General features: G+C 72.8%; 14 protein-coding genes and 2 pseudogenes. 13 read left to right on the top strand and 3 right to left on the bottom strand.

What is annotated here, in order from left to right:
* Nucleotides 1–34 precede the first annotated feature (34 nt).
* A complete protein-coding gene (locus tag STTU_RS05635; RefSeq protein ID WP_043257127.1) occupies nucleotides 35–1,285 on the bottom strand; it encodes an FAD-binding protein in 1,251 nt (416 codons plus the stop codon).
* A gap of 162 nt (nucleotides 1,286–1,447) precedes the next feature.
* Here STTU_RS05635 and STTU_RS05630 point away from each other — a divergent pair, with 162 nt between their 5' ends.
* From STTU_RS05630 to dpgC, 13 genes and pseudogenes are all read left to right on the top strand, one after another.
* Nucleotides 1,448–2,215 carry a LamB/YcsF family protein gene (locus STTU_RS05630; RefSeq protein WP_007820666.1) on the top strand — a complete coding sequence of 256 codons (768 nt, stop codon included), beginning with the start codon at nucleotides 1,448–1,450 and terminating at the stop codon, nucleotides 2,213–2,215.
* 118 nt (nucleotides 2,216–2,333) lie between these two features.
* The gene (locus STTU_RS05625; protein WP_043257125.1) at nucleotides 2,334–2,942 is read left to right on the top strand and encodes a 5-oxoprolinase subunit B family protein; all 609 of its coding nucleotides are present in this window, start codon (nucleotides 2,334–2,336) and stop codon (nucleotides 2,940–2,942) included.
* Nucleotides 2,939–3,892 carry a biotin-dependent carboxyltransferase family protein gene (locus tag STTU_RS05620; RefSeq protein WP_043254252.1) on the top strand — a complete coding sequence of 318 codons (954 nt, stop codon included), beginning with the start codon at nucleotides 2,939–2,941 and terminating at the stop codon, nucleotides 3,890–3,892. The genes STTU_RS05625 and STTU_RS05620 overlap by 4 nt, the downstream gene beginning before the upstream one ends.
* A 242-nt stretch (nucleotides 3,893–4,134) precedes the next feature.
* A complete protein-coding gene (locus STTU_RS05615; RefSeq protein ID WP_007820661.1) occupies nucleotides 4,135–4,302 on the top strand; it encodes a hypothetical protein in 168 nt (55 codons plus the stop codon).
* Between the two features lie 185 nt (nucleotides 4,303–4,487).
* On the top strand, nucleotides 4,488–5,438 hold the full coding sequence (locus tag STTU_RS05610) for a L,D-transpeptidase family protein (RefSeq protein ID WP_007820659.1): 951 nt from the start codon (nucleotides 4,488–4,490) through the stop codon (nucleotides 5,436–5,438).
* Between the two features lie 454 nt (nucleotides 5,439–5,892).
* Nucleotides 5,893–6,099 (top strand): MbtH family protein, encoded by a 207-nt coding sequence (locus STTU_RS05605; RefSeq protein ID WP_007820657.1) that lies wholly within the window; start codon nucleotides 5,893–5,895, stop codon nucleotides 6,097–6,099.
* A gap of 6 nt (nucleotides 6,100–6,105) precedes the next feature.
* Entirely contained in the window at nucleotides 6,106–7,422 is a 1,317-nt protein-coding gene (locus STTU_RS05600; protein WP_007820655.1) for a PLP-dependent aminotransferase family protein, read from the top strand.
* 34 nt (nucleotides 7,423–7,456) lie between these two features.
* A pseudogene (locus STTU_RS32415) lies at nucleotides 7,457–12,700 on the top strand (amino acid adenylation domain-containing protein); the annotation flags it as partial.
* Between the two features lie 173 nt (nucleotides 12,701–12,873).
* Nucleotides 12,874–12,942: pseudogene (locus STTU_RS36170) on the top strand (hypothetical protein); the annotation flags it as partial.
* A gap of 135 nt (nucleotides 12,943–13,077) precedes the next feature.
* Nucleotides 13,078–13,788, top strand: coding sequence for an alpha/beta fold hydrolase (locus tag STTU_RS32780; RefSeq protein WP_234019162.1), 711 nt, complete (start codon nucleotides 13,078–13,080; stop codon nucleotides 13,786–13,788).
* A gap of 54 nt (nucleotides 13,789–13,842) precedes the next feature.
* Entirely contained in the window at nucleotides 13,843–14,970 is a 1,128-nt protein-coding gene (gene dpgA, locus STTU_RS05585) for a 3,5-dihydroxyphenylacetyl-CoA synthase DpgA (protein WP_175417845.1), read from the top strand.
* Between the two features lie 30 nt (nucleotides 14,971–15,000).
* Complete coding sequence (dpgB, locus tag STTU_RS05580; RefSeq protein WP_007820647.1) at nucleotides 15,001–15,654, top strand: enoyl-CoA-hydratase DpgB; 654 nt, start codon at nucleotides 15,001–15,003, stop codon at nucleotides 15,652–15,654.
* Nucleotides 15,651–16,937, top strand: coding sequence for a (3,5-dihydroxyphenyl)acetyl-CoA 1,2-dioxygenase DpgC (gene dpgC, locus STTU_RS05575; protein WP_043254246.1), 1,287 nt, complete (start codon nucleotides 15,651–15,653; stop codon nucleotides 16,935–16,937). Before dpgB ends, dpgC begins: the two co-directional genes overlap by 4 nt.
* A 90-nt stretch (nucleotides 16,938–17,027) precedes the next feature.
* On the opposite strand, the gene STTU_RS05570 is transcribed toward dpgC, so the two are convergent.
* Nucleotides 17,028–17,855: a helix-turn-helix transcriptional regulator gene (locus STTU_RS05570; protein WP_007820643.1), complete on the bottom strand. Its 828-nt coding sequence runs from the start codon at nucleotides 17,853–17,855 to the stop codon at nucleotides 17,028–17,030.
* A gap of 775 nt (nucleotides 17,856–18,630) precedes the next feature.
* Nucleotides 18,631–19,497, bottom strand: a complete 867-nt coding sequence (locus STTU_RS05565; protein ID WP_007820641.1) for a class I SAM-dependent methyltransferase — start codon at nucleotides 19,495–19,497, stop codon at nucleotides 18,631–18,633.
* Nucleotide 19,498: the final 1 nt, after the last annotated feature.

Raw genomic sequence — 19,498 nt, 5'->3', positions numbered from 1 at the left:
CCCGGCCGCCACGGCGGGCGCCGCCGAGCCCCCGCTACCGGCCCAGCACCCCCCGTACCACCTCGTTCGCGAACCGGCCCCGGGGATCGCACTCGCGCGCCAGGTCCGCGAAGTCGTCCATCCGCTCCCAGCGCCCCCGCAGCTCCCGCGCCGGGACGGTGCTCACCTTCCCCCAGTGCGGCCGGGGCGCGAACGGCGCGAGCGCCGCCTCCAGGGCCCCGCACGCCGCCCGTACGCGCTCCGCGTCCGGCACCCACGTGAAGTGCAGCGCCACCGTTCCACGCCCGTACGCCGGGCTCAGCCACAGGTCGTCGGCCGCGACCGTCCGCACCTCGCTGATCTGGAGCACGGGCGCGATCCGCTCCCGCACCCCCGCCACCGCGCGCAGCGCCGCCACCGCGTCCGAACGCGCCACGAGGTACTCGGACTGGATCTCCGCCCCGTTGCTCGGCGTGAACTCGGGCCGGAAGTGCGGTAGCCGCTCGTGCCAGGGACCGACCGCGCCGAGCTGCGGCGTGCACGCCGTCGCGTCCATGCCCGGCACCGGGTGGACGGGCTCCGTCGCGGGCGCCGCCCACGGGAAGTCCGGCGCGCCGAGATCGGTCCGCTTGAGCCACACCTGCCCGAAGCGCGGCTCCTTCCAGTCCGTGAACAGGCTCACGCTGTGCGCCGCGCCCGTGATCGCGTCGAAGTGCGCGGCGAGCGTGTCGAGAGCGAGGCCCGTGAAGACGTCCTGCCGCACCAGGAACGCCGGGACCACGTCCAGCGTCAGCGCCGTCACGACCCCGAGCGCCCCGAGCGCGACGACCGCCCCCGCGAACCGCTCCCCGTCCGCCTCGCGGCTCAGGACCCGTACGTCCCCGTCCGCCGTGAGCAGTTCCAGGGACCGCACCTGCGTCGCGAGCGAGCCCACCGCGTCGCCCGAACCGTGCGTGCCGGTGGCGACCGAACCGGCCACCGAGATGTGCGGCAGCGAGGCCATCGTCGGCAGCGCGAGCCCGTGCGTGTCCAGGACCCGCGCCAGCTCGGCGTACCGCACGCCCGCCCCGACCCGTACCGTCCGGGCCACCGCGTCCACCTCGACGAGCGGAGCGAGCGCGCCGAGCGAGACGAGGAGGTCGTCCGGGGCGTCCACGTCCGCGATCCGGTTGAAGGAGTGCCCGCTCCCGAGCACGCGCACGCGCCGCTCGCCCGCGCCCGTCACGAGCGCGGCGAGCGCCTCGGTCGACGCGGGGCGGTGCAGCACACCGGCGCGGAAGGTCTGGTTGCCCGCCCAGTTGCGCACCGGGCCGGGAACGGTGCCGCTCGGCGCTGCTTCGGGGGAGGGCGCGGCGGAGGTCTCGCTGTTCATCATCGGATCATCTCACCAGGGGTGTGCGGCGCTCCGGCCGCTTCCGCGCGCGGTACCTTGCCGACACGTCCCCCGACCCCGCCGGAAGGGAGCCCCGTGCCCCCGGTTGTCATCGACCTCAACGCCGACCTCGCCGAGAGCTTCGGCCACTGGGAACTCGGCGACGACGAGGCCCTCCTGCCCCTCGTCACGAGCGCCAACGTCGCCTGTGGCTTCCACGCGGGCGACCCGCGCGTCATCCGCCGCGCCTGCGCGGGCGCCGCGCGGCACGGCGTCGCGATCGGCGCCCAGGTCTCCTACCGCGATCTGGCCGGTTTCGGCCGCCGCTTCATCGACGTGCCGCCCGCCGAGCTGACCGACGACGTCCTCTACCAGCTCGCCGCCGTCGACGGCCTCGCCCGCGTCGAGGGCTCGGCGGTCCGCTACGTGAAACCGCACGGCGCCCTCTACAACGCGATCGTCCACCACGAGGAGCAGGCGGCGGCGGTCGTCGCGGCGGTCCGCGCGTACGACCCGGCGCTCGCCGTGCTCGGCCTCCCCGGCTCCGCCTGGCTCCGGCTCGCCGCCGAGGCCGGGCTGCGCACCGTCCCCGAAGCCTTCGCCGACCGCGCCTACACCCCCGAGGCGACCCTCGTCCCCCGCCGGCGGTCCGGCGCCGTCCTCCATGACGCCGAAGCGATCGCGGAGCGCGCGCTGCGCCTCGCGCGCGGCGAGGAGATCGAGGCGAGCGACGGCAGCCCCCTGCGCGTGGATGCCGCCTCGCTGTGCGTCCACGGCGACACCCCCGGAGCGGTCGCGATCGCGCGGGCGGTACGGGAGCGGCTGAGCGCGGGGGGCGTGACGGTACGGGCCTTCACCGGGTGAGCGACGGCCCCGGCCCCCGCACCCGACGCCGCCTCCGCCACGTGCCCGGCCCGCCACGTACGCGCCCCGTCCCGCCACGTACCACACCCGCCCGCTCGTGAAGGGTTGAATGCCCGTCATGCTCTTCCTGCCCTGCGCCGACCACGGCCTCCTCGTGGAACTCGACGACCGCGAGGCCGCCCACGCCCTCTACACCGCACTTGCCGCCGATCCGCCCGAAGGCGTCGCCGACCTCGTGCCCGCCGCGCGCACCGTCCTGCTCCTCTTCGGCCCCGGCGCCGAGCGCGCCGCCGTCGAACGCGCCGTACGCGCCGTGCGCCCCGCGCCCGGCGGCGAGGCGGCGGGCCCGCTCGTCCGCGTCCCGGTCGTCTACGACGGCGAGGACCTCGGCGAGGTCGCCGACCTCGCCGGGGTGAGCCCGCGCGAGGTCGTCGCGCTGCACACGGGCACCGAGTGGACCGTCGCCTTCGGCGGCTTCGCGCCCGGCTTCGGCTACCTCACCGGCGGCCCCACGGAGCTGATCGTGCCGCGCCGCACCGAGTCCCGTACCCGGGTCCCCGCCGGGGCGGTCGGCCTCGCGGGCGAGTACAGCGGGGTCTACCCGCGCTCCTCGCCCGGCGGCTGGCAGCTCATCGGCCGCACCGAGCTGTCCGTCTGGGACCCCGAGCGCGAGCCGCCCGCGCTGCTGCGTCCCGGCGTCCGCGTCCGCTTCGAGGAGGTCCGATGACCACGCCGCCCCACCCGCCGAACCGCCCGCCCGCGCCCGACGCCGCCGTGCAGGCCGCGCTCGACGTCCTCGCCACCGGCCCGTTCGCGACCCTCCAGGACCTCGGCCGTCCCGGGCTCGCGCACATCGGTGTCGGCCGCTCGGGCGCCGCCGACCGCGCCTCCTTCGCGCTCGCCAACCGCCTCCTCGCCAACCCCGAGGACGCCGCCGGTATCGAGGCGACCCTCGGCGGCCTCGCCGTCCGCGCGCTGCGCCCGCTCCTCGTCGCGGTGACGGGCGCGCCCTGCCCCGTCTCGGTGGACGACACGCCCGTCGCCTTCAACGCGCCCGTCGAGGTCCCGACCGGCGCGGTCCTGCGGCTCGGCCGCCCGGCGAGCGGGCTGCGCACGTATCTCGCGGTACGGGGCGGGCTCGCGGTGCGGCCCGTACTCGGCTCGCGCGCCACCGACGTCCTCTCCGGGCTCGGCCCCGACCCGCTCAGCCCCGGCACGGCGCTCCCGGTCGGTCCGCCGCCCGCCGCGCACCCGCGCGTCGACCTCGCCCCGGTGCCCGACCCTCCGGCGGGCGGGCTGACGCTCCAGGTCGTGCCGGGACCGCGCGCCGACTGGTTCACGCCCGCCGCGCTCGCGACGCTCCTGGAAAGCGAGTGGGAGGTGAGCGCGCAGAGCGACAGGGTCGGGATGCGGCTCACCGGACCGGAGCTGGAACGGGTGCCGGACAAGGGGGAGTTGCCGAGCGAGGGCATGGTCGCGGGCGCCCTCCAGGTCCCGCCCTCGGGCCGCCCCGTGCTCTTCCTCGCCGACCACCCGGTCACCGGCGGCTACCCGGTCATCGCCGTCGTGACGCGCGCCGACGTGGACCGCGCGGCACAGGCCCGCCCCGGGCAACGGCTCCGCTTCGCGACGACGGTGGGCCCGGCGCACGACGCGCACCGGCCTCGAACGCCGTGAGGGGGAGCAGTGGAGGGCGGCCTTCCGGGCGCGTCCGCGCGGGGTGCCCGGATGCGTTCGCGCGAGATGCCCGGATGTGTCCGCGCGAGGTGCCGGGGTGTGTCCGCGTGGCCTCTCGCGCATCTCGGCGCGACCTGTCCGGCTGCCCTGGCGCGCACCCGGGAAACCCCTAAGGTCCACATAAAAACGCCTGGTGTGAGCGGCGGTTGAGGGGGCACTCGCAGCATCGGAGGTTGATGACAATGGTTCCCCTGCTGCTGGTCCTGCTGCTCGCCCTGATCCTTTTCGGCGCCGGTTTCGCCGTCAAGATCCTGTGGTGGATCGCCATCGTCGTACTGGTGATCTGGCTCCTCGGATTCCTGGTGCGCCCGACGACGTCCGGCCGCCGAGGCCGCTGGTACCGATGGTGACACGGGGCTGACACCCCGCCGACCGCGAAGGGCCCGGCGCCGTTGAGGCGCCGGGCCCTTCGCGTGCGCCGCGAGAGGCGTATGCTGCCTCACGCGTTCACATTCCCCCCACAACTTGTTCGGCTGCCCGACCACCGGTCCGGCGGCCCCGTGGAGGGGGAACTCCTGTGCACCATCAGTCCGTTGTGCCGCTCACATCCCGCGCACGCCGCGCACTCGCCGTCGCTGCCGCCGGGGGAGCGCTGGTCTCCGTCACGGCGTGCGGGAGCGGGGAGGCGGGCGGCGGGGAAGGGCCGCAGAAGGTCGCGGTCGAGGCCGGCGGCAAGGCACTCGACACGATCGCCTCGGCATCCGCCTCCGCGACGCCTCACAAGTCCGCGCGCACGCCGTCCCCTTCGGCGTCCGGGAGCGTGAGCCCGAGCCCCGGCGCCTCGGTGAAGCCCTCCGCGAGCGCGTCGGCCGGGGAGGGCAAGCCGGTCGCCTCCTCGACGGGCGACGGCGGTACGGGACGCGGGAGCACCCCGTCCGGCGCCGGGACGGCCCCCCGCTTCCCCGTCCCCGCCCAGCCCGGCGACGCGAGCCAGCTCATCACCGTCCGGGCGAACGGCTCCTACGCCACGGTCACCGCCTGGGACAAGGGCCCCACCGGCTGGAAGGCCGCATTCAGCACGAGCGCGGGCCGCGTCGGCGCGAACGGCGTCACGAACGGCGCCACGCGCCGCCAGAACACGTACACGACCCCGAGCGGCACCTACTCCCTCACCGAGGGCTTCGGCGTCGAGGCGGGCGGCACCCGGATGCCGTACCGCGTGGTCAGCGGCTCCGACTGGTGGGTCGAGGACCCGCGATCGGCCTTCTACAACCAGATGCACAGCGCGGTGGGCGCCGACTTCCCCCTCACCGAGGCGGGCGAGCGGGGCAGCGAACGCCTCGCCGACCACCCCACGCAGTACGCCAAGGCCCTCGTCATCGACTACAACCGCCGCCCCGCCACCCCCGGCCGGGGCGCGGGCATCTTCCTCCACATCAACGGCGCGGGTGCCACGGCCGGTTGCGTCTCCGTCCCCCGCCCCACGATGGACCGGATCATGACCTGGATCAGCCCCGCGGCCCACCCGCGCATCGCGATCGGCTGAAGAGCGAGGAGCGAGGAGCGAGGAGAGGGGAGCGGGGAGAAGGGAGCGAGGAGGGGGGCGGGCGTGAGGGGGACGGCCTGATGGCGGCCGTCCCCCTCCGCGTGTTCCCCCGGTACGAAGGCCACGACGCCGGGACAGGACATCGCCTGCCCGGTGACAACGGTCGCGCAGGCGGATCTCGGGTGTTGTCCACTTGATGTAGGCCCGAGTGCCCCCGGAACCCGGATCGGGGCCCCGGTGTCACCTTGCTGCCGCTCGCGCCGTCCGGAGCCCCTTGCCCAGCCCTCGGTCGCACTTCTAGCGTCAAACCGCGGTGCGGGGGCGGCTCTTCCACCCATGCTCCGAGGCCACGCGCTGGCCGGGTCCCCGCGGCACACCGGCCGCACACGGGACCGCGCTCCACGCACCATCCCCCTCTCCGCCGTTCTGCACGAACTCTTTCCGGAGGAACGCCGTGACGAACCCGTTCGACGACGACGACGCGCTGTTCAAGGTGCTGTACAACGACGAGGGCCAGCACTCGCTGTGGCCCGCGACCGCGGCGGTGCCCGCCGGGTGGACGGTGGCGCTGGAGGACACCTCCCGGACCGAGTGCCTGGAGTACGTCGAGCGGAACTGGACCGACATGCGGCCGGCTTCGCTGATCCGGGCGATGGACTGACGCGTCGTGCCCGCCGACGACAACCTCGACGCCCTCCTCGACCTGGACACGCTGCACGCCTCGTTGCGGCATGCCAACGTCGAGTCGATGACCTTCCTCAACGAGGTCGCCCAACTGTTCCCGGACGCCGTGTCGTTCGCGGCGGGCCGACCGTGCGAGCGGTACCTGAGCGTGGAGGCGGTCCACCGCTACATCGACCTCTACCGCGACCATCTCGCCAAGGAACTCGACGGCGACCTGGCCAAGGTGCACCGCACGATGCTCCAGTACGGCCGTACCAAGGGGATCATCGACGACCTGGTGGCCGAACACCTCGCCGTCGACGAGGCCATCCACGTGGACCGCGAGTCCGTCGTGGTGACCGTGGGATGCCAGGAGGCGCTGTTCCTCACCCTCCGGGCGCTGCGACGCACCGAGCGGGACGTGGTGCTGACGGTACGCCCGGCGTACGTCGGGATCACCGGAGCCGCACTGCTGACGGACATGCGCTTGCTGTCCGTGGCCGACTCCCCGGGCGGACTCGACTTCGACGACCTGGAACGGGTGCTGCGCGAGGCGCGCGAAGAGGGCCTGCGACCCAGGGCCCTCTACATCGTCGCCGACTTCGCCAACCCCTCCGGCGCCACCCTCGACCTGCCGTCCCGGTACCGCCTGCTGGAGCTGGCCGAGGCGTACGACTTCCTCGTCCTGGAGGACAACCCCTACGGCTTCTTCACCGGGGACGACGAGGACGGCCTGCCGACGCTGAAGTCGCTCGACCGCTCGCAACGGGTCGTCTACCTCGGCTCGTTCGGCAAGACCGGTGTGCCCGGCGCGCGGGTCGGATACGTGGTGGCCGACCAGCGGATCTCCGTGGCGGAGGACCAGACCGAGTTGCTGGCCGACCAGCTCGCCCGCCTCAAGAGCATGCTGACCGTGAACACCTCGCCCATCGGACAGGCGGTGATCGGCGGCAGACTGCTGGAGCACAACCTGAGCCTGCGCGCCGCGACACTGCGGGAACGGCAGATCTACCGCGAGAACCGGCGGCAGGTGACCGAAGGGCTGGCCCGCAGGTTCCCGCCCGGGGAGGGGCCCGAGGTCACCTGGAACAGCCCTCGGGGCGGATTCTTCCTGGTGCTCGACGTGCCGTTCCCCGTCACGGACGAACTGCTCGAACACGCCGGGCGCGAGCACAAGGTGCTGTTCACCCCCATGCACCACTTCTACGGCGACGGCGTCCCCGTTCCCCGCATGCGCCTGTCCGCCAGCCAGCTGACGGCCGACGAGATCGAGACCGGACTCGACGCGTTGGCCCGGTTCATCCACGAGCAGGTCGACTGAAGCGCCTCGGCAGCCTACGGGAGGAACGGTACCGATGTATCCCTTGTCATCTGGGCAGCGCAGATTGTGGCTGGTGGACCGCCTGGAAGGCGCGTCGGCCATGTACAACGTGCCGGTCGTGACCCGGATGCGGGGCCCGCTGGACATCGAGCGGCTCGCCGCGGCGCTGACGGACGTGGTCGGCCGCCACGAGGCGCTGCGCACCGTGTACGCCGAGCACGACGGCGAGCCCGCCCAAGTGGTCGTCGCCGCCGAAGAGGCCCGCGTGGCGGTGGGACTCACGGAGTGCGGGCCGGAGCGGGCCGACGCCGTGGTCGCCGAGCACAGCGGGCACGTCTTCGACCTGTCGCGCGACCTGCCGGTCCACGCCCACGTGGTGCGCCTCGCGCCGGACGACCACCTCCTCGTCCTGGTGCTGCACCACATCGCCGCCGACGGCTGGTCCATCCACCCCTTCGGCAAGGACCTCGCGCACGCCTACGCCGCGCGTCTCGGCGCCACCGCTCCCCAGTGGCCGGACCTCCCCGTGAACTACGCCGACTACGCCCTGTGGCAGACCGATCTGCTCGGCGACCCGGACGACCCCGCGAGCCTGGTCTCCACCGAGCTGGCGCACTGGAGCGCGGTCCTGGCGGAACTGCCTCAGGAACTGCCCCTTCCGGCGGACCGCGCACGGCCACGCCGGGCCTCGCACCGCGGCGCGTCCGTACAGCTGCGCGCGGGCACCGGCCCGGCCCGGCGCGTGGCGGAACTGGCGCGCCGCTCCGGCGCGACACCGTTCATGGTCACGCACGCCGCGCTCGCGGCCACCCTGTCCCGCTCCGGCGCCGGCACCGACATCGTCGTCGGCACCCCCGTGGCCGGGCGCACCGAGGAAGCCCTCGACGACATGGTCGGGTTCTTCGTCAACTCCCTGGTACTGCGCACCGACACCTCCGGCGACCCCACCTTCGCGGAGTTGCTCGACCGCGTCCGCGAGACCGATCTGACCGCCTACGCCCACCAGGAACTCCCCTTCGACCGTCTCGTGGAGCACCTGCGCCCCTCGCGCAGCCTGGCCTCCCACCCCCTCTTCCAGGTCTCCTTCACGCACACGACCGGCCCGGAGCAGCCGCTCACCCTGCCCGGCCTGCGCTGCGCACCCGCGCCGACCCTGCTGGAGGCGGCCAAGTTCGACCTCGATGTGACGGTGGTCGACGAGGGGCCCGCCGGTCTCGCGGTGCGCATCGGGTACGCGACGGAACTCTTCGACGAGGACACCGTCGTGGACCTGGGCGAACGCTTCCTGCGCCTCCTGGACGCGGTGACGGCCGAGCCCCGGACCCGGATCTCCCAGGTGGACGTCCTCTCCCCGGCGCAGCGGCAACTGGTACGGGACACGTGGCCGGGTGCCCCGGCCGAACCCCCCGCCGGAACGGTGCTCGACGCGCTGGACGCGCGGGCCGACGCGACGCCGGACGAACGCGCCCTCGTCTTCGGCGACATCACACTGACCCGCGCCGAGCTGCGGGACCGGGTCAACGGTTACGCGCACGCCCTCACCGCGCGCGGCGTCGCGGCGGGCGAGGTGGTGGCGGTGGCGCTGCCGCGCTCGGCGGAGTCCGTCGTGGCCGTGCTCGGTGTCCTCCGGGCGGGCTCGGTGTGCGTCAACGTCACCCGGCAGGACCCGCGCGCCGGACACCTCCTCACCGACAGCGGCGCCGTCCTGGTGATCGGCGAGAGCGACGCGTACGAGGGGCTGCCGGTGCTCACCCCCGGCGAGGTCTCCGCGTCGTCCCGGCCGGTGGCGCCTCCCGCACCCGCCTCGGCCGCGTACGTGGTCTACACGTCCGGATCGACCGGCCGCCCCAAAGGGGTGGTCGTCTCCCACCGCTCCCTGGCGAACCTGCTGCGGGCCCACCGCGAGGACCTGCTGACGCGGCTCCCCGCCGGCCGGTCGCGCATCGCCCTCACGGCCGCGTTCACCTTCGACGCGTCGTGGGACCCGGTCCTGTGGATGCTCGCCGGACACGAGCTGCACGTCATCGACGACGACACCCGGCGCGACGCGCACGCCCTGGCCGAACACGTGGTCCGGGAGCGCATCGACGTGGTCAACAGCACCCCCTCCTTCGTCTCGCTCCTGCTCGCCACCGGGCTGTTCCGGCGGGAGCACCACCCGTCGTTCCTGGTCCTGGGCGGGGAGCCCGCGAGCGAGGAGATGTGGCGGGCGCTGACCGAGCTGCCGGGGGTGGACGCCGTCAACGTCTACGGGCCGACCGAAGCCACCGTGGACGCCACCCTCGCCGCCGTCCGCGGTGACGAGCCGGTGATCGGACGGCCCCTGCACGGCGTGGTCGCCCGGGTCCTGGACGCCACGCTCTCGCCCGTCCCGCCCGGCGTCCCCGGAGAGCTGTACCTGTCGGGCGGGTCGCTGGCCATGCACTACCTCGGCCGGCCCGGTCCGACCTCGGTCTCGTTCGTGGCCGACCCCCACGGGGAGCCCGGCACCCGCATGTACCGCACCGGGGACGTGGTGCGCTGGAACCGCGACGGCCGGCTGGCGTTCGTCGCGCGCGCCGACGAGCAGGTGAAGTTGCGGGGCTTCCGTATCGAACCGGGCGAGGTCGAGGCCGCGCTGCGCGCCCTGCCCGGCGTCGGGAGCGCGGTGGTCGTGCCCCGCGAGTACGGGCCCGGTGACACCCGCCTGGTCGGCTACTACACCGGTACCGCGGAGCAGGACGGGCTCCGTGGAGCGCTGACACGGCGGCTGCCCGACTACATGGTGCCCGCCGCCCTGATCCGGCTGGAGACGCTGCCGCTGACCGCGCGGGGCAAACTCGACCGCGCGGCGCTCCCGGCCCCCACCGGCGACCGGCGGCGCTCGACGTCCCGCACGCCGCGTACCGACGTGCTGTGCCGTCTCTTCGCCGAGGTGCTGGGACTGCCGGAGGTCGGCCCCGGTGACGGCTTCTTCGACCTGGGCGGCCACTCGCTGCTCGCCGTCCGGCTGACCCTCCGCCTCCGCGCGGTGCTCGGTGTCGACGTGGCACTGCACACGCTCTTCGAGCACGCGACTCCCGCCGCGCTCGACCGCGTTCTGGACAGCGAGGCCCGCACGGGACGGCCCCCTCTGCGGCCCTACGCGCCCCGGCCCGACGTCCTGCCCGTCTCCTCGGGGCAGCGGCAGCTGTGGCTCACGGATCTGGTGACCGGCGCCGGTGCCGCCTACAACCTGTCCACCGTTGTGCGGGTGGTGGGTGGTGTGGATGTGGGGGTGTTGGCGGGGGCGTTGGGTGATGTGGTGGGTCGGCATGAGGTGTTGCGGACGGTGTTGGTGGAGGGGGGTGGTGGGGTGGTGCAGGTGGTGTTGCCGCCGGTGGGTGAGGTGCGGGTGGGGGTGTGTGAGGTGGGTGCGGACCGGGTGGATGCGGTGGTGGCGTCGTTGTGCGGGCGGCGGTTCGATCTGTCGGGTGAGTTGCCGTTGCGTGCGGATGTGGTGCGGGCCGGGGGTGAGGAGGTGCTGGTCCTGGTGTTGCATCACGTGGCGGTGGACGGGTGGTCGATGGGCCCGTTCTTCGCCGATCTGGAGCGTGCGTACGGGGCGCGTGTCAAGGGTGGGGTGGTGGCGTGGGAGCCGTTGCCGGTGCAGTACGCGGATTACGCGTTGTGGCAGCAGGAGTTGCTGGGTGGTGGTGGTGATGCGGGCGGTGTGGTCTCGCGGGGGTTGGCGTATTGGGAGGGGGTGCTGGAGGGGTTGCCGCAGGAGCTGGAGTTGCCGGTGGACCGGCCGCGTCCGGTGCGTCCGTCCTATCGGGGTGGGGTGGTCGCGTCGGGTGTGGGTGCGGGGGTGCACGGGGCTCTGGTGGGGGTGGCCAGGGGGGCTGGGGCGAGTGTGCTGATGGTGGCGCAGGCGGCGTTGGCGGTGGCGTGGTCGCGTTCGGGTGCGGGTGTGGATGTTCCGGTGGGGACGGTGGTGGCGGGGCGGGGGGATGAGGTCCTGGACGAGGTGGTGGGGTTCTTCGTCAACACGCTGGTGCTGCGGACGGATGTTTCGGGTGATCCGTCGTTCGGTGAGTTGCTGGAGCGGGTGCGGGAGGCGGACCTGGGGGCGTTCGCGCATCAGGAGGTGCCTTTCGAGTATCTGGTGCGCGAGCTGAACCCGGACCGGGTCGTGGGCCGGCACCCGCTGGTGCAGACGATGCTCAGCATGGACACCGAATCCCCGGCCGCGTTGTCGCTGCCCGGCCTGCGGTGCACGCCCGTAGAGGGGGCCGGGGAGAGGGTGGCGAAGTTCGATCTGGACGTGACGGTGCGGGAGCTCCCTGGTCAGGGGGGTGTTCAGATCTCCCTGGTCTATGCGGCGGATCTCTTCGACGAGGCGACCGCGCAGGGGCTGGTGGACCGGATGAGCCGGGTCCTGGAAGCAGCCGCCCTGGACCCGGGGGCACCGATCAGCACCATCGACGTCCTCACCCCAGGTGAACGCGCCGATCTGGAGCGGTGGGGGACGGGACCACAATTCACGCCGGAGGAATCCACGGTGGCGGGGGCGTTTCTCGCGCGGGCCGGACGGTGCCCGCAGGCGGTCGCGGTCGTGGACGCCGCTTCGGGCGCGGAGCTGACCTACCGCGAACTCGAACACCGGGCACGGGCCTTCGCGAAAAAGATACGAGGCGCGTTCGGGGAGGTGACGGACGTGGCGGTGCCGGTGCTCGCCGAGCGGGGCCTGGATCTGGTCGTGGCCTTCACCGGCATCCTCCTGGCCGGGGGTGCCTACCGGCCCGTCCACCTCGGACACCCTTTGAACAGGCAACGCGACTCACTCACCGACGGCGACGGAACCCCGTTTCTTGTCGTCGACACGGCGCACAGTGATCATCCGCTGACGGAAGGCCGGAGGGTCCTCACCATCGCGGGCGAGGAGGAAGTAGCCTCCACTGATGTCGTGTTGCCGACTGTGTTGCCGGATCAGCTTGCGTATGTGATGTCGACGTCCGGGTCGACGGGGCGGCCGAAGGCGATCGCCATCACGCACCGTTCGGTCGTCGATCTCGCGGTCGATCCCGCCTGGGAGATCACCGCGGACGACCGGGTCCTGATGCAGGCCCCGCACGCCTTCGACGGCTCCACCTACGAACTCTGGGCCCCACTCCTGGCCGGGGCCACCGTGGTCATCGCCCCGCCCGGCGAACTCACCGCCGCCCGCGTCCGCGACCTCACCCACACCCACCACCTGACCACGATCAGCCTCACCGCCGGCCTCTTCAGCGTCCTGGCCGAGGACGACCCCCACGTCTTCACCCCCCTGCGGGAAGTCACCACCGGCGGCGACATCGTCCCGCCCGCCGCCGTCCACGCACAACCACCACCACCCCCAGCACCACACCCCACACCCCCCACGAACACCTCCTCACCACCCTCTTCGCCACCACCCTCAACCTCCCCACCCTCAACACCCACGACAACTTCTTCACCCAAGGCGGCAACTCCCTCCTCGCCATCCGCCTCACCAACCACATCAACACCACCCTCAACCTCAACCTCAACACCCAGGACATCTTCGCCCACCCCACCCCCACCACCCTCGCCCACCACCTGTACAGCGCCTCCCCCCGCGACGGGCTGCGCCGTGTGCTCTCGTACCGCACGACAGGGTCCCGGGCGCCGATCGTCATGCTGCCCGCCGCCAACGGCCTGGGGTGGTGCTGGTCGGGTCTCATCAGCCACCTGCCCGAGGACCATCCCGCGCACGTGCTCCAGGACGCCAGGCTGATGTCCGAGCAGGTCCCTCCCCGGTCGGTCGCCGAACTGGCGGCGGAGTACCGCGAACTCATCAGGGAGATCGTCCCGAACGGCCCGGTGATCCTGGTGGGCTGGTCCTTCGGCGGGACGCTCGCGCAGCGGATCGCCGCCTCACTCGACACCGCGGCCCTGGTCCTCCTCGACTCCCATCCCGGCGGGCTCCCGGACCCCGGGGAGACCGATGTCGCCGAGCTGCTGGCGACCGCGCTGGACGGCCTTGAGGCGGCGGAGCACTGGCGGACGGTCCCGCCGCCGGCCGAGCTGGCCGAGCACCTGCGCCGGGTGGGCAGCCCTCTGGCGAGCCTCGACGAGCAGGTGCTGGGCAACCTGGTGGCGGTGGCGCGGGAGAACCGGCGGGCCATGGCCGCGCACCGGGCGGGCCCCAGCTCCGTACCCACGCTGTTCGTCGACGCGAAGCAGCCCGACGGGTACGCCCCGGCCTCCGACTGGTGGCGTGGCATCGCGACCGGCTCGTTCGAGACCCACCAGGTGCGCTTCGGCCACCTGGATCTCCTCCACTCCGACGCCGTGCCCGAGATAGGCGCGGCCATCACCAGGAAGATCACCTATGCCACCGCATGAAAGGCACCTCCGCCGGACCCGGGGAAAGCTCCGCAGCTGGGGATGGATGTACCGATGACTCCTCCTCAGACCGTGGCGCTGCCTCACCCCGGTGCCATACGCCCGGCGCCGGACAGTCCGCTCGCGCACTCGGGCTGCGCGCGTCTGGTGGGCGCCGGTACCGCCGTCCCCGCCACCTCCTACTCCCAGCAGGACGTCCTGGACATCTTCGGGATCGAGGACCCGCGGGTCCGGTCGGTCTTTCTCAACAGCGCCATCGACCGCCGTTACCTGACCCTCCCGCCCGAGGGGCCGGACGGCCGCCGCGTGGCGGAGGAGCAGGGAGCGTTGCTGGCGAAACACCGCGAGCAGGGCATCGACATGGGAGTCCGTGCCGTGCTCGCCTGCCTGAAAAGCGCCGGCGCGGAGCTGTCCGACATCGGGTACCTGTGCTGCGTGACCTCCACGGGCTTCCTCACGCCCGGTTTCAGCGCGCTGCTGATCCGTGAGCTGGGAATGGACCGGCACACCAGCCGCGTCGATGTCGTCGGCATGGGCTGCAACGCCGGTCTGAACGCGCTCAACGCGGTCAACGGCTGGGCCCGTACCCACCCCGGCGAGCTGGCCGTGATGGTCTGCGTGGAGGCGTGCTCGGCGGCTTACGTGTTCGACGGGACGATGCGCACCTCCGTCGTGAACAGCCTGTTCGGCGACGGAGCCGCGGCGGTCGCGGTGATCGCCGACGACCCCGCCGCCCGGCCGGGACCGGCGATCCTGAAGTTCACGAGCTGCGTCATCCCCGAGGCCGTGGGCGCGATGCGCTACGACTGGGACGACGACCAGGGGCGGTTCAGCTTCTTCCTCGATCCCCACGTGCCCTACGTGGTGGGCGCGCACGCGGAGATCGTCGTCGACAGACTGCTCAGCGGGACCGGTCTGCGCCGCGCCGACCTCGCGCACTGGCTGGTGCACTCGGGCGGCAAGAAGGTGATCGACTCCGTACGGGTCAACCTCGGCCTCACCCAGTACGACGTCCGGCACACCACCGAGGTGCTGCGCGACTACGGGAACGTCTCCAGCGGCTCCTTCCTGTTCTCCTACGAGCGGCTCAGCTCCGAAGGGGTCGCGCTGCCCGGTGACTACGGGCTCCTCATGACCATGGGCCCCGGCTCGACCATCGAGACCGCGCTCGTCCGCTGGTAGCACGTCCCGCCACGACTCGAAGGAGTGCCCATGCTCACCGCATCCGCCCATGCCACGGTCGAGTTGACCATCGACGGCGCGGAAGACCTCACGCCCCCACTCGTCGCGCGCGTCCAGGATTTCTGCGACAGAGCCGAGGACGCCGACCCGGGGACACCGGCCGTGCTCCGCCTCGGCGGCGCCGCGAACGGCGCCGCCCCGCTCGATGTCGCCCTCGTGAACAAGTGGGAACGCGCCCTGCGCCGCGTCGAGCGACTGCCCGTCACCACCGTGGCCGTCGTCTCCGGTGCGTGCGGCGGCCTCGCCCTGGAAGCGCTGCTCGCCACCGACTACCGGATCGCCACCGCCGGGACCAGCCTGACCGTACCGGTGCGGGACGGCGCCGCCTGGCCGGGCATGGCGCTCTACCGCCTGGCGAACCAGGTGGGTGTCGCCGCCGTCCGCCGGAACGTGCTGTTCGACGAGCCTCTCGCGGCCCCCGCGGCGCTGTCGCTCGGGCTGCTGGACCGCCTCGTCGACGACGAGGCTGAGGCCGTGTCCCTCGTGGGCGCGCTGCCGAAACCGGGCGGGGCGCCGGGCCCGCTCCGGCAGTTGCTGCTGGAAGCCACCACCACGACGTTCGAGGAGGCGCTCGGCCGGCACCTCGCCGCCTGCGACCGTGTGCTGCGGGGTGGTGAGCGGTGACGGGGGACTTCGACGACAGTCTCCGCCCGGTCGCCGCACTCGGCGAACTCACCGCCAGGAAGCTGGCCGCTCTGCCCCCGCCCGCCGCACGGACGCCCGCGGAGCGGGAAGCGGCGGCCGAGACGAAACTCGAACGGCGGCGGGTCTGTCAGCGGTTCCTGCGGGTCCACGCGCCCACCGTCTACCGGCGGCTGACGCGTGACTTCCAGGAGCGGCCGAGGCTGGCGGAACTGCTGACCGGCGCGGCCACCGAGTTCCCGGGGCTCGTCCCGTCGCCCGAGGCCATGGCGGAGGAGAACGGACGGCCGCAGGCGGAGAAGGAGGGCCTGGAGATCGATCAGGCGCTCTTCGTCGGCGAGGTGCTGCGCGACCCCGCGTCCGGCACGCACCTGATGAACACGATGCTCACGCCGACACCCCGCGCCCTGGAACTGCTCCCCGACTACCTGCTCAAGGGGGAGCTGACGCTCCGTTCGGTCCGTCTCCGCCGCAGGGACGGAGCCGCCCACCTCACGCTGACCCGGGAGGACAGCCTCAACGCCGAGGACGACGAGCAGGTCGACGACGTCGAGACGGCCGTCGATCTGGCCCTGCTCGACCCGGAGGTCCGTGTGGGCGTGTTCCGCGGTGGGGAGATGACCCACCCGAAGTACGCCGGCCGACGCGTCTTCAGCGCGGGGGTGAACCTCAAGGCCCTCCACGCGGGCCGGCTCTCGTGGGCGGACTTCTTCATGCGCCGGGAACTGGGGTACCTCAACAAGATCGTGCGGGGAACCGCCGTGGACCACGACGGCTCCTGGCGCGGCCCGAACATCGAGAAGCCGTGGCTGGCCGCGGTGGACTCCTTCGCCATCGGCGGCGGTGCGCAGCTCCTGCTGCTCTTCGACCACGTGCTGGCGGCCTCGGACTCCTTCTTCAGCCTGCCCGCGGCTCAGGAGGGCATCATCCCGGGAGCCGGCAACTTCCGCCTCACGCGCGCGGTCGGCCAGCGGAGGGCCCGCCGGATCATCCTCATGGGCGACCGGGTCGCCGCCACCTCGCCCGACGCCGGCCTGCTCTTCGACGACGTGGTCGGTCCGGGCGAGCTGGACGAGGCGGTGGAGCGCGGGGTGCGTGCGCTGGACAGTCCCGCCGTGACGAGCAACCGCCGCATGCTCAACCTGGCCGACGAGCCGCTGGAGGCGTGCCGCCTCTACTTCGCGGAATTCGCGCTCCAGCAGGCGCTGCGCCTCTACAGCGAGGACGTCCTGGGCAAAGTGAGCCGGTTCGCGGCACACGGCTGAAGCCGGCGGGGCCGCCACGCGTGCCGGCCCCGCCGGAGCCGTCGCCCCCGGGAGGAGCCGGGCCGGGGCGGGCTCGTGCGCGCCCGGGTGTCAGTCGGTGCCCGGTTCGGCCGGCATGTCGAGGAGGTGGCCGGGCGGCCGGAGGCCCGAGGCCATGGCCAGCTGGCCGATCCTCAGCCCGGCCTCGAACCGGGATCTGACGTTGAGCGTCTTGATGATCGCGGCGACGTGTCTGCGAAAGGAGCGCACCGACACACGCATCTGCCGCGCCGACGTCTCGTCCTTCGCCCCCAGGCAGAGCATGCGGAGGACCTCGACCATCAGGTCCTTGTCCAGTAACGCCGCCGAGGCCACCCAGTGGTCGAAATCCGCGGCGACGTCATGGAGCACCGCGGTGAGCTGATGGAGCGCCTGGACGGCATCCGGGTCCCGGAGCAGCCTGACCGCGCCGCTCTGGCCCGGACGCGTCGAGTTGACCAGCGCGAGTTCGCTCCCCACCACGATCACGCCGGTGGCCTGTCCGGGCACCACCTTCACCGTGGCCCCCTTGGCCGAGAGCCCGGAGAGCCGGTCGCGGTCGACCGTGTCGAGCAAGTGCGCCTCGCGTTGCAGGACCGTCAGGCCGTGCCCCCCGGTGAGCACATCCCCGAGGAGGAACCTTTCCGCACCTTCGCCCAGCATGTCGGTCGTGGCCGTGCGCCAGTGCCCCAGCACCACCACGGACAGCGAGATGCCGCGGCAGGCCGCGGCGTCGAGGCAGTCGCGTACCGCCTCCAGGCAGGTCTGCGGGCTCGCCTGGCTGTCCCTGACGTTCCGCTGTTCACGGCGGTAGGCGTTCAGTGCCGAGTGCAGCAGGTGATGTGCGTCGTCGAGCGCGCGATCACTCGGTATCGTCTTCAGATTTCCAGACGTATTCATTATTTCTCACCCCTCAGGCAAGCGGAAAACAGCACTCGATCATGGCCGTACTGGTGGTTGACGCGCGTAGCGCGGGTCGCCGGTTTTTCCGCCGATGGCAGATGAAATTCAACGGATGGTGAGTGAAATCATCGCGCGCGACGCGAAGAAGCAGAGGCCGGAACGGGGCGGCACTCGCGTCGGTCGCCGCCGGTACAGACCGGTGAGGAACGGGCAGGGTTCCTCGGCCACCGCATCGGGAATTGAATGCCGGGGGCGAAAAGGAGGCGGCGCCGCTGCCGGAACGCCGGACGGAAGTCGCGGCGGCGCGGGTTCGTCCCCAACCATGCGAAATCCATGTGCTCCCCATATCAACCGAACGACTTCGGGATGCTAACCGACCTTGTGGCGCGATGGAAAGAGGGGACGAGCGGCGCCGCCAGGGCAGCCCTTGCGCGATGGGGCAGGTGATTCTTTTGTGACGCGAGGGAAGTGCGGAATAGGCGAGAAATAGCCCCTGGTCGAGGGGTTGACAGGCCGGGCGATGGCCGTGGCCGGTGGTAATGGCGAGCCGGGAGCGGCGCGGGGGCGCGGGTGGCCGCATCACGGCCGATCGCCGGGCTCCCGCCGCGTCACCACCGGTCCCGGGGAGGCCGGCACCGAACGGCCGGTACCCGCTCCGGGCGCTGCCTCCGCGCCCGCGGTACCTCGGTCCCCGCACGAGGGGCTGCCGGGGCCCTTCGCCGACGGCCGGAGGCGGGCCGGGGTGCTGTCCCGGCCCGCCGTCCGAACCGGCTCAGCGGTGCTGCCAGATGGTGACGTGTGACTCGAAGTAGTCGTACTCGCGGGGGTTCTGGCACAGCACACCCGCCTGCTCGGACTCGGCGACCAACGTGAACCGGTCGCGGAGCGCCGCTTTCAGGGCATGCTCGCTGGAGTGGTCGGGGCGGTCGGCACCGAACCATGCCGCCGGGTCGGTGTACTCCGGGTACCACGACCACGGGCAGGCGATCACGAGGAGGCCGCCCGCGCGCAGGACGCGCTCCGAGTCGTGGAACTGCGCCAGGCACGCGGCCGGATCGGCCACCCGGTCCAGGATGTTGGAGACCAGGACGGCGTCGTACCCCCCTGGCCGGCCGGCCAGTGCCTCGCCGTCGCCCGTCTCGAACCGCAGCTCCGCCCGCTCGCGACGGTCGGGCAGCCGGAAGCGGACGGTGCGGGTACCCGCCCCCTTGACCACGCTGAACGAGCCGCCACCGGCGTCGGTCACCCGGCGCGCGACCTCGACCGCCCGGGGGCTGAGGTCGACACCGACCACCGAGTCCTCCACCCACCGGGCCAGTTCGTGGCTCACCCCGCCGACGTTGCAGCCGACGTCCAAGGCGTCGCGGACCCGGCAGCCGGTCAGCTCCGCGGCGGCGCGCAGCGCCTCCGAGAGCCGGTGCGCGTAGCCGTAGGCCCCGGCGAGCGGGTGGTCCGGACGCTCGAAGGTGTCCTCGAACGAGCCGTAGTGCATCAGCAGATACCGGGAGAGTTCCCTCGGCCGGTCGTACTGCGGGTCGGGCGACTCCGCCCGGAGCAACTCGTCGCCGCGCAGAAGGATGTGCCCGAGAGCTCCGTCCGTGCTCGCCGTCTCATCGGTGGTGATAGTTGTCGTCGGCATG

Source organism: Streptomyces sp. Tu6071 (assembly GCF_000213055.1).
In the GTDB taxonomy this organism is placed as follows: domain Bacteria; phylum Actinomycetota; class Actinomycetes; order Streptomycetales; family Streptomycetaceae; genus Streptomyces; species Streptomyces evansiae.
This window is presented reverse-complemented; position numbering and strand designations above follow the sequence as displayed.

What these genes read in the sequence shown, in the direction of transcription:
- STTU_RS05625 (WP_043257125.1), top strand. Translation starts at nt 2,334, where the DNA reads ATGCTCTTCCTGCCCTGCGCCGACCACGGCCTCCTCGTGGAACTCGAC.
- STTU_RS05620 (WP_043254252.1), top strand. Translation starts at nt 2,939, where the DNA reads ATGACCACGCCGCCCCACCCGCCGAACCGCCCGCCCGCGCCCGACGCC.
- STTU_RS05615 (WP_007820661.1), top strand. Translation starts at nt 4,135, where the DNA reads ATGGTTCCCCTGCTGCTGGTCCTGCTGCTCGCCCTGATCCTTTTCGGC.
- STTU_RS32780 (WP_234019162.1), top strand. Translation starts at nt 13,078, where the DNA reads ATGCTGCCCGCCGCCAACGGCCTGGGGTGGTGCTGGTCGGGTCTCATC.
- dpgA (WP_175417845.1), top strand. Translation starts at nt 13,843, where the DNA reads ATGACTCCTCCTCAGACCGTGGCGCTGCCTCACCCCGGTGCCATACGC.
- dpgB (WP_007820647.1), top strand. Translation starts at nt 15,001, where the DNA reads ATGCTCACCGCATCCGCCCATGCCACGGTCGAGTTGACCATCGACGGC.
- STTU_RS05570 (WP_007820643.1), bottom strand. Translation starts at nt 17,855, where the DNA reads ATGAATACGTCTGGAAATCTGAAGACGATACCGAGTGATCGCGCGCTC.
- STTU_RS05565 (WP_007820641.1), bottom strand. Translation starts at nt 19,497, where the DNA reads ATGCCGACGACAACTATCACCACCGATGAGACGGCGAGCACGGACGGA.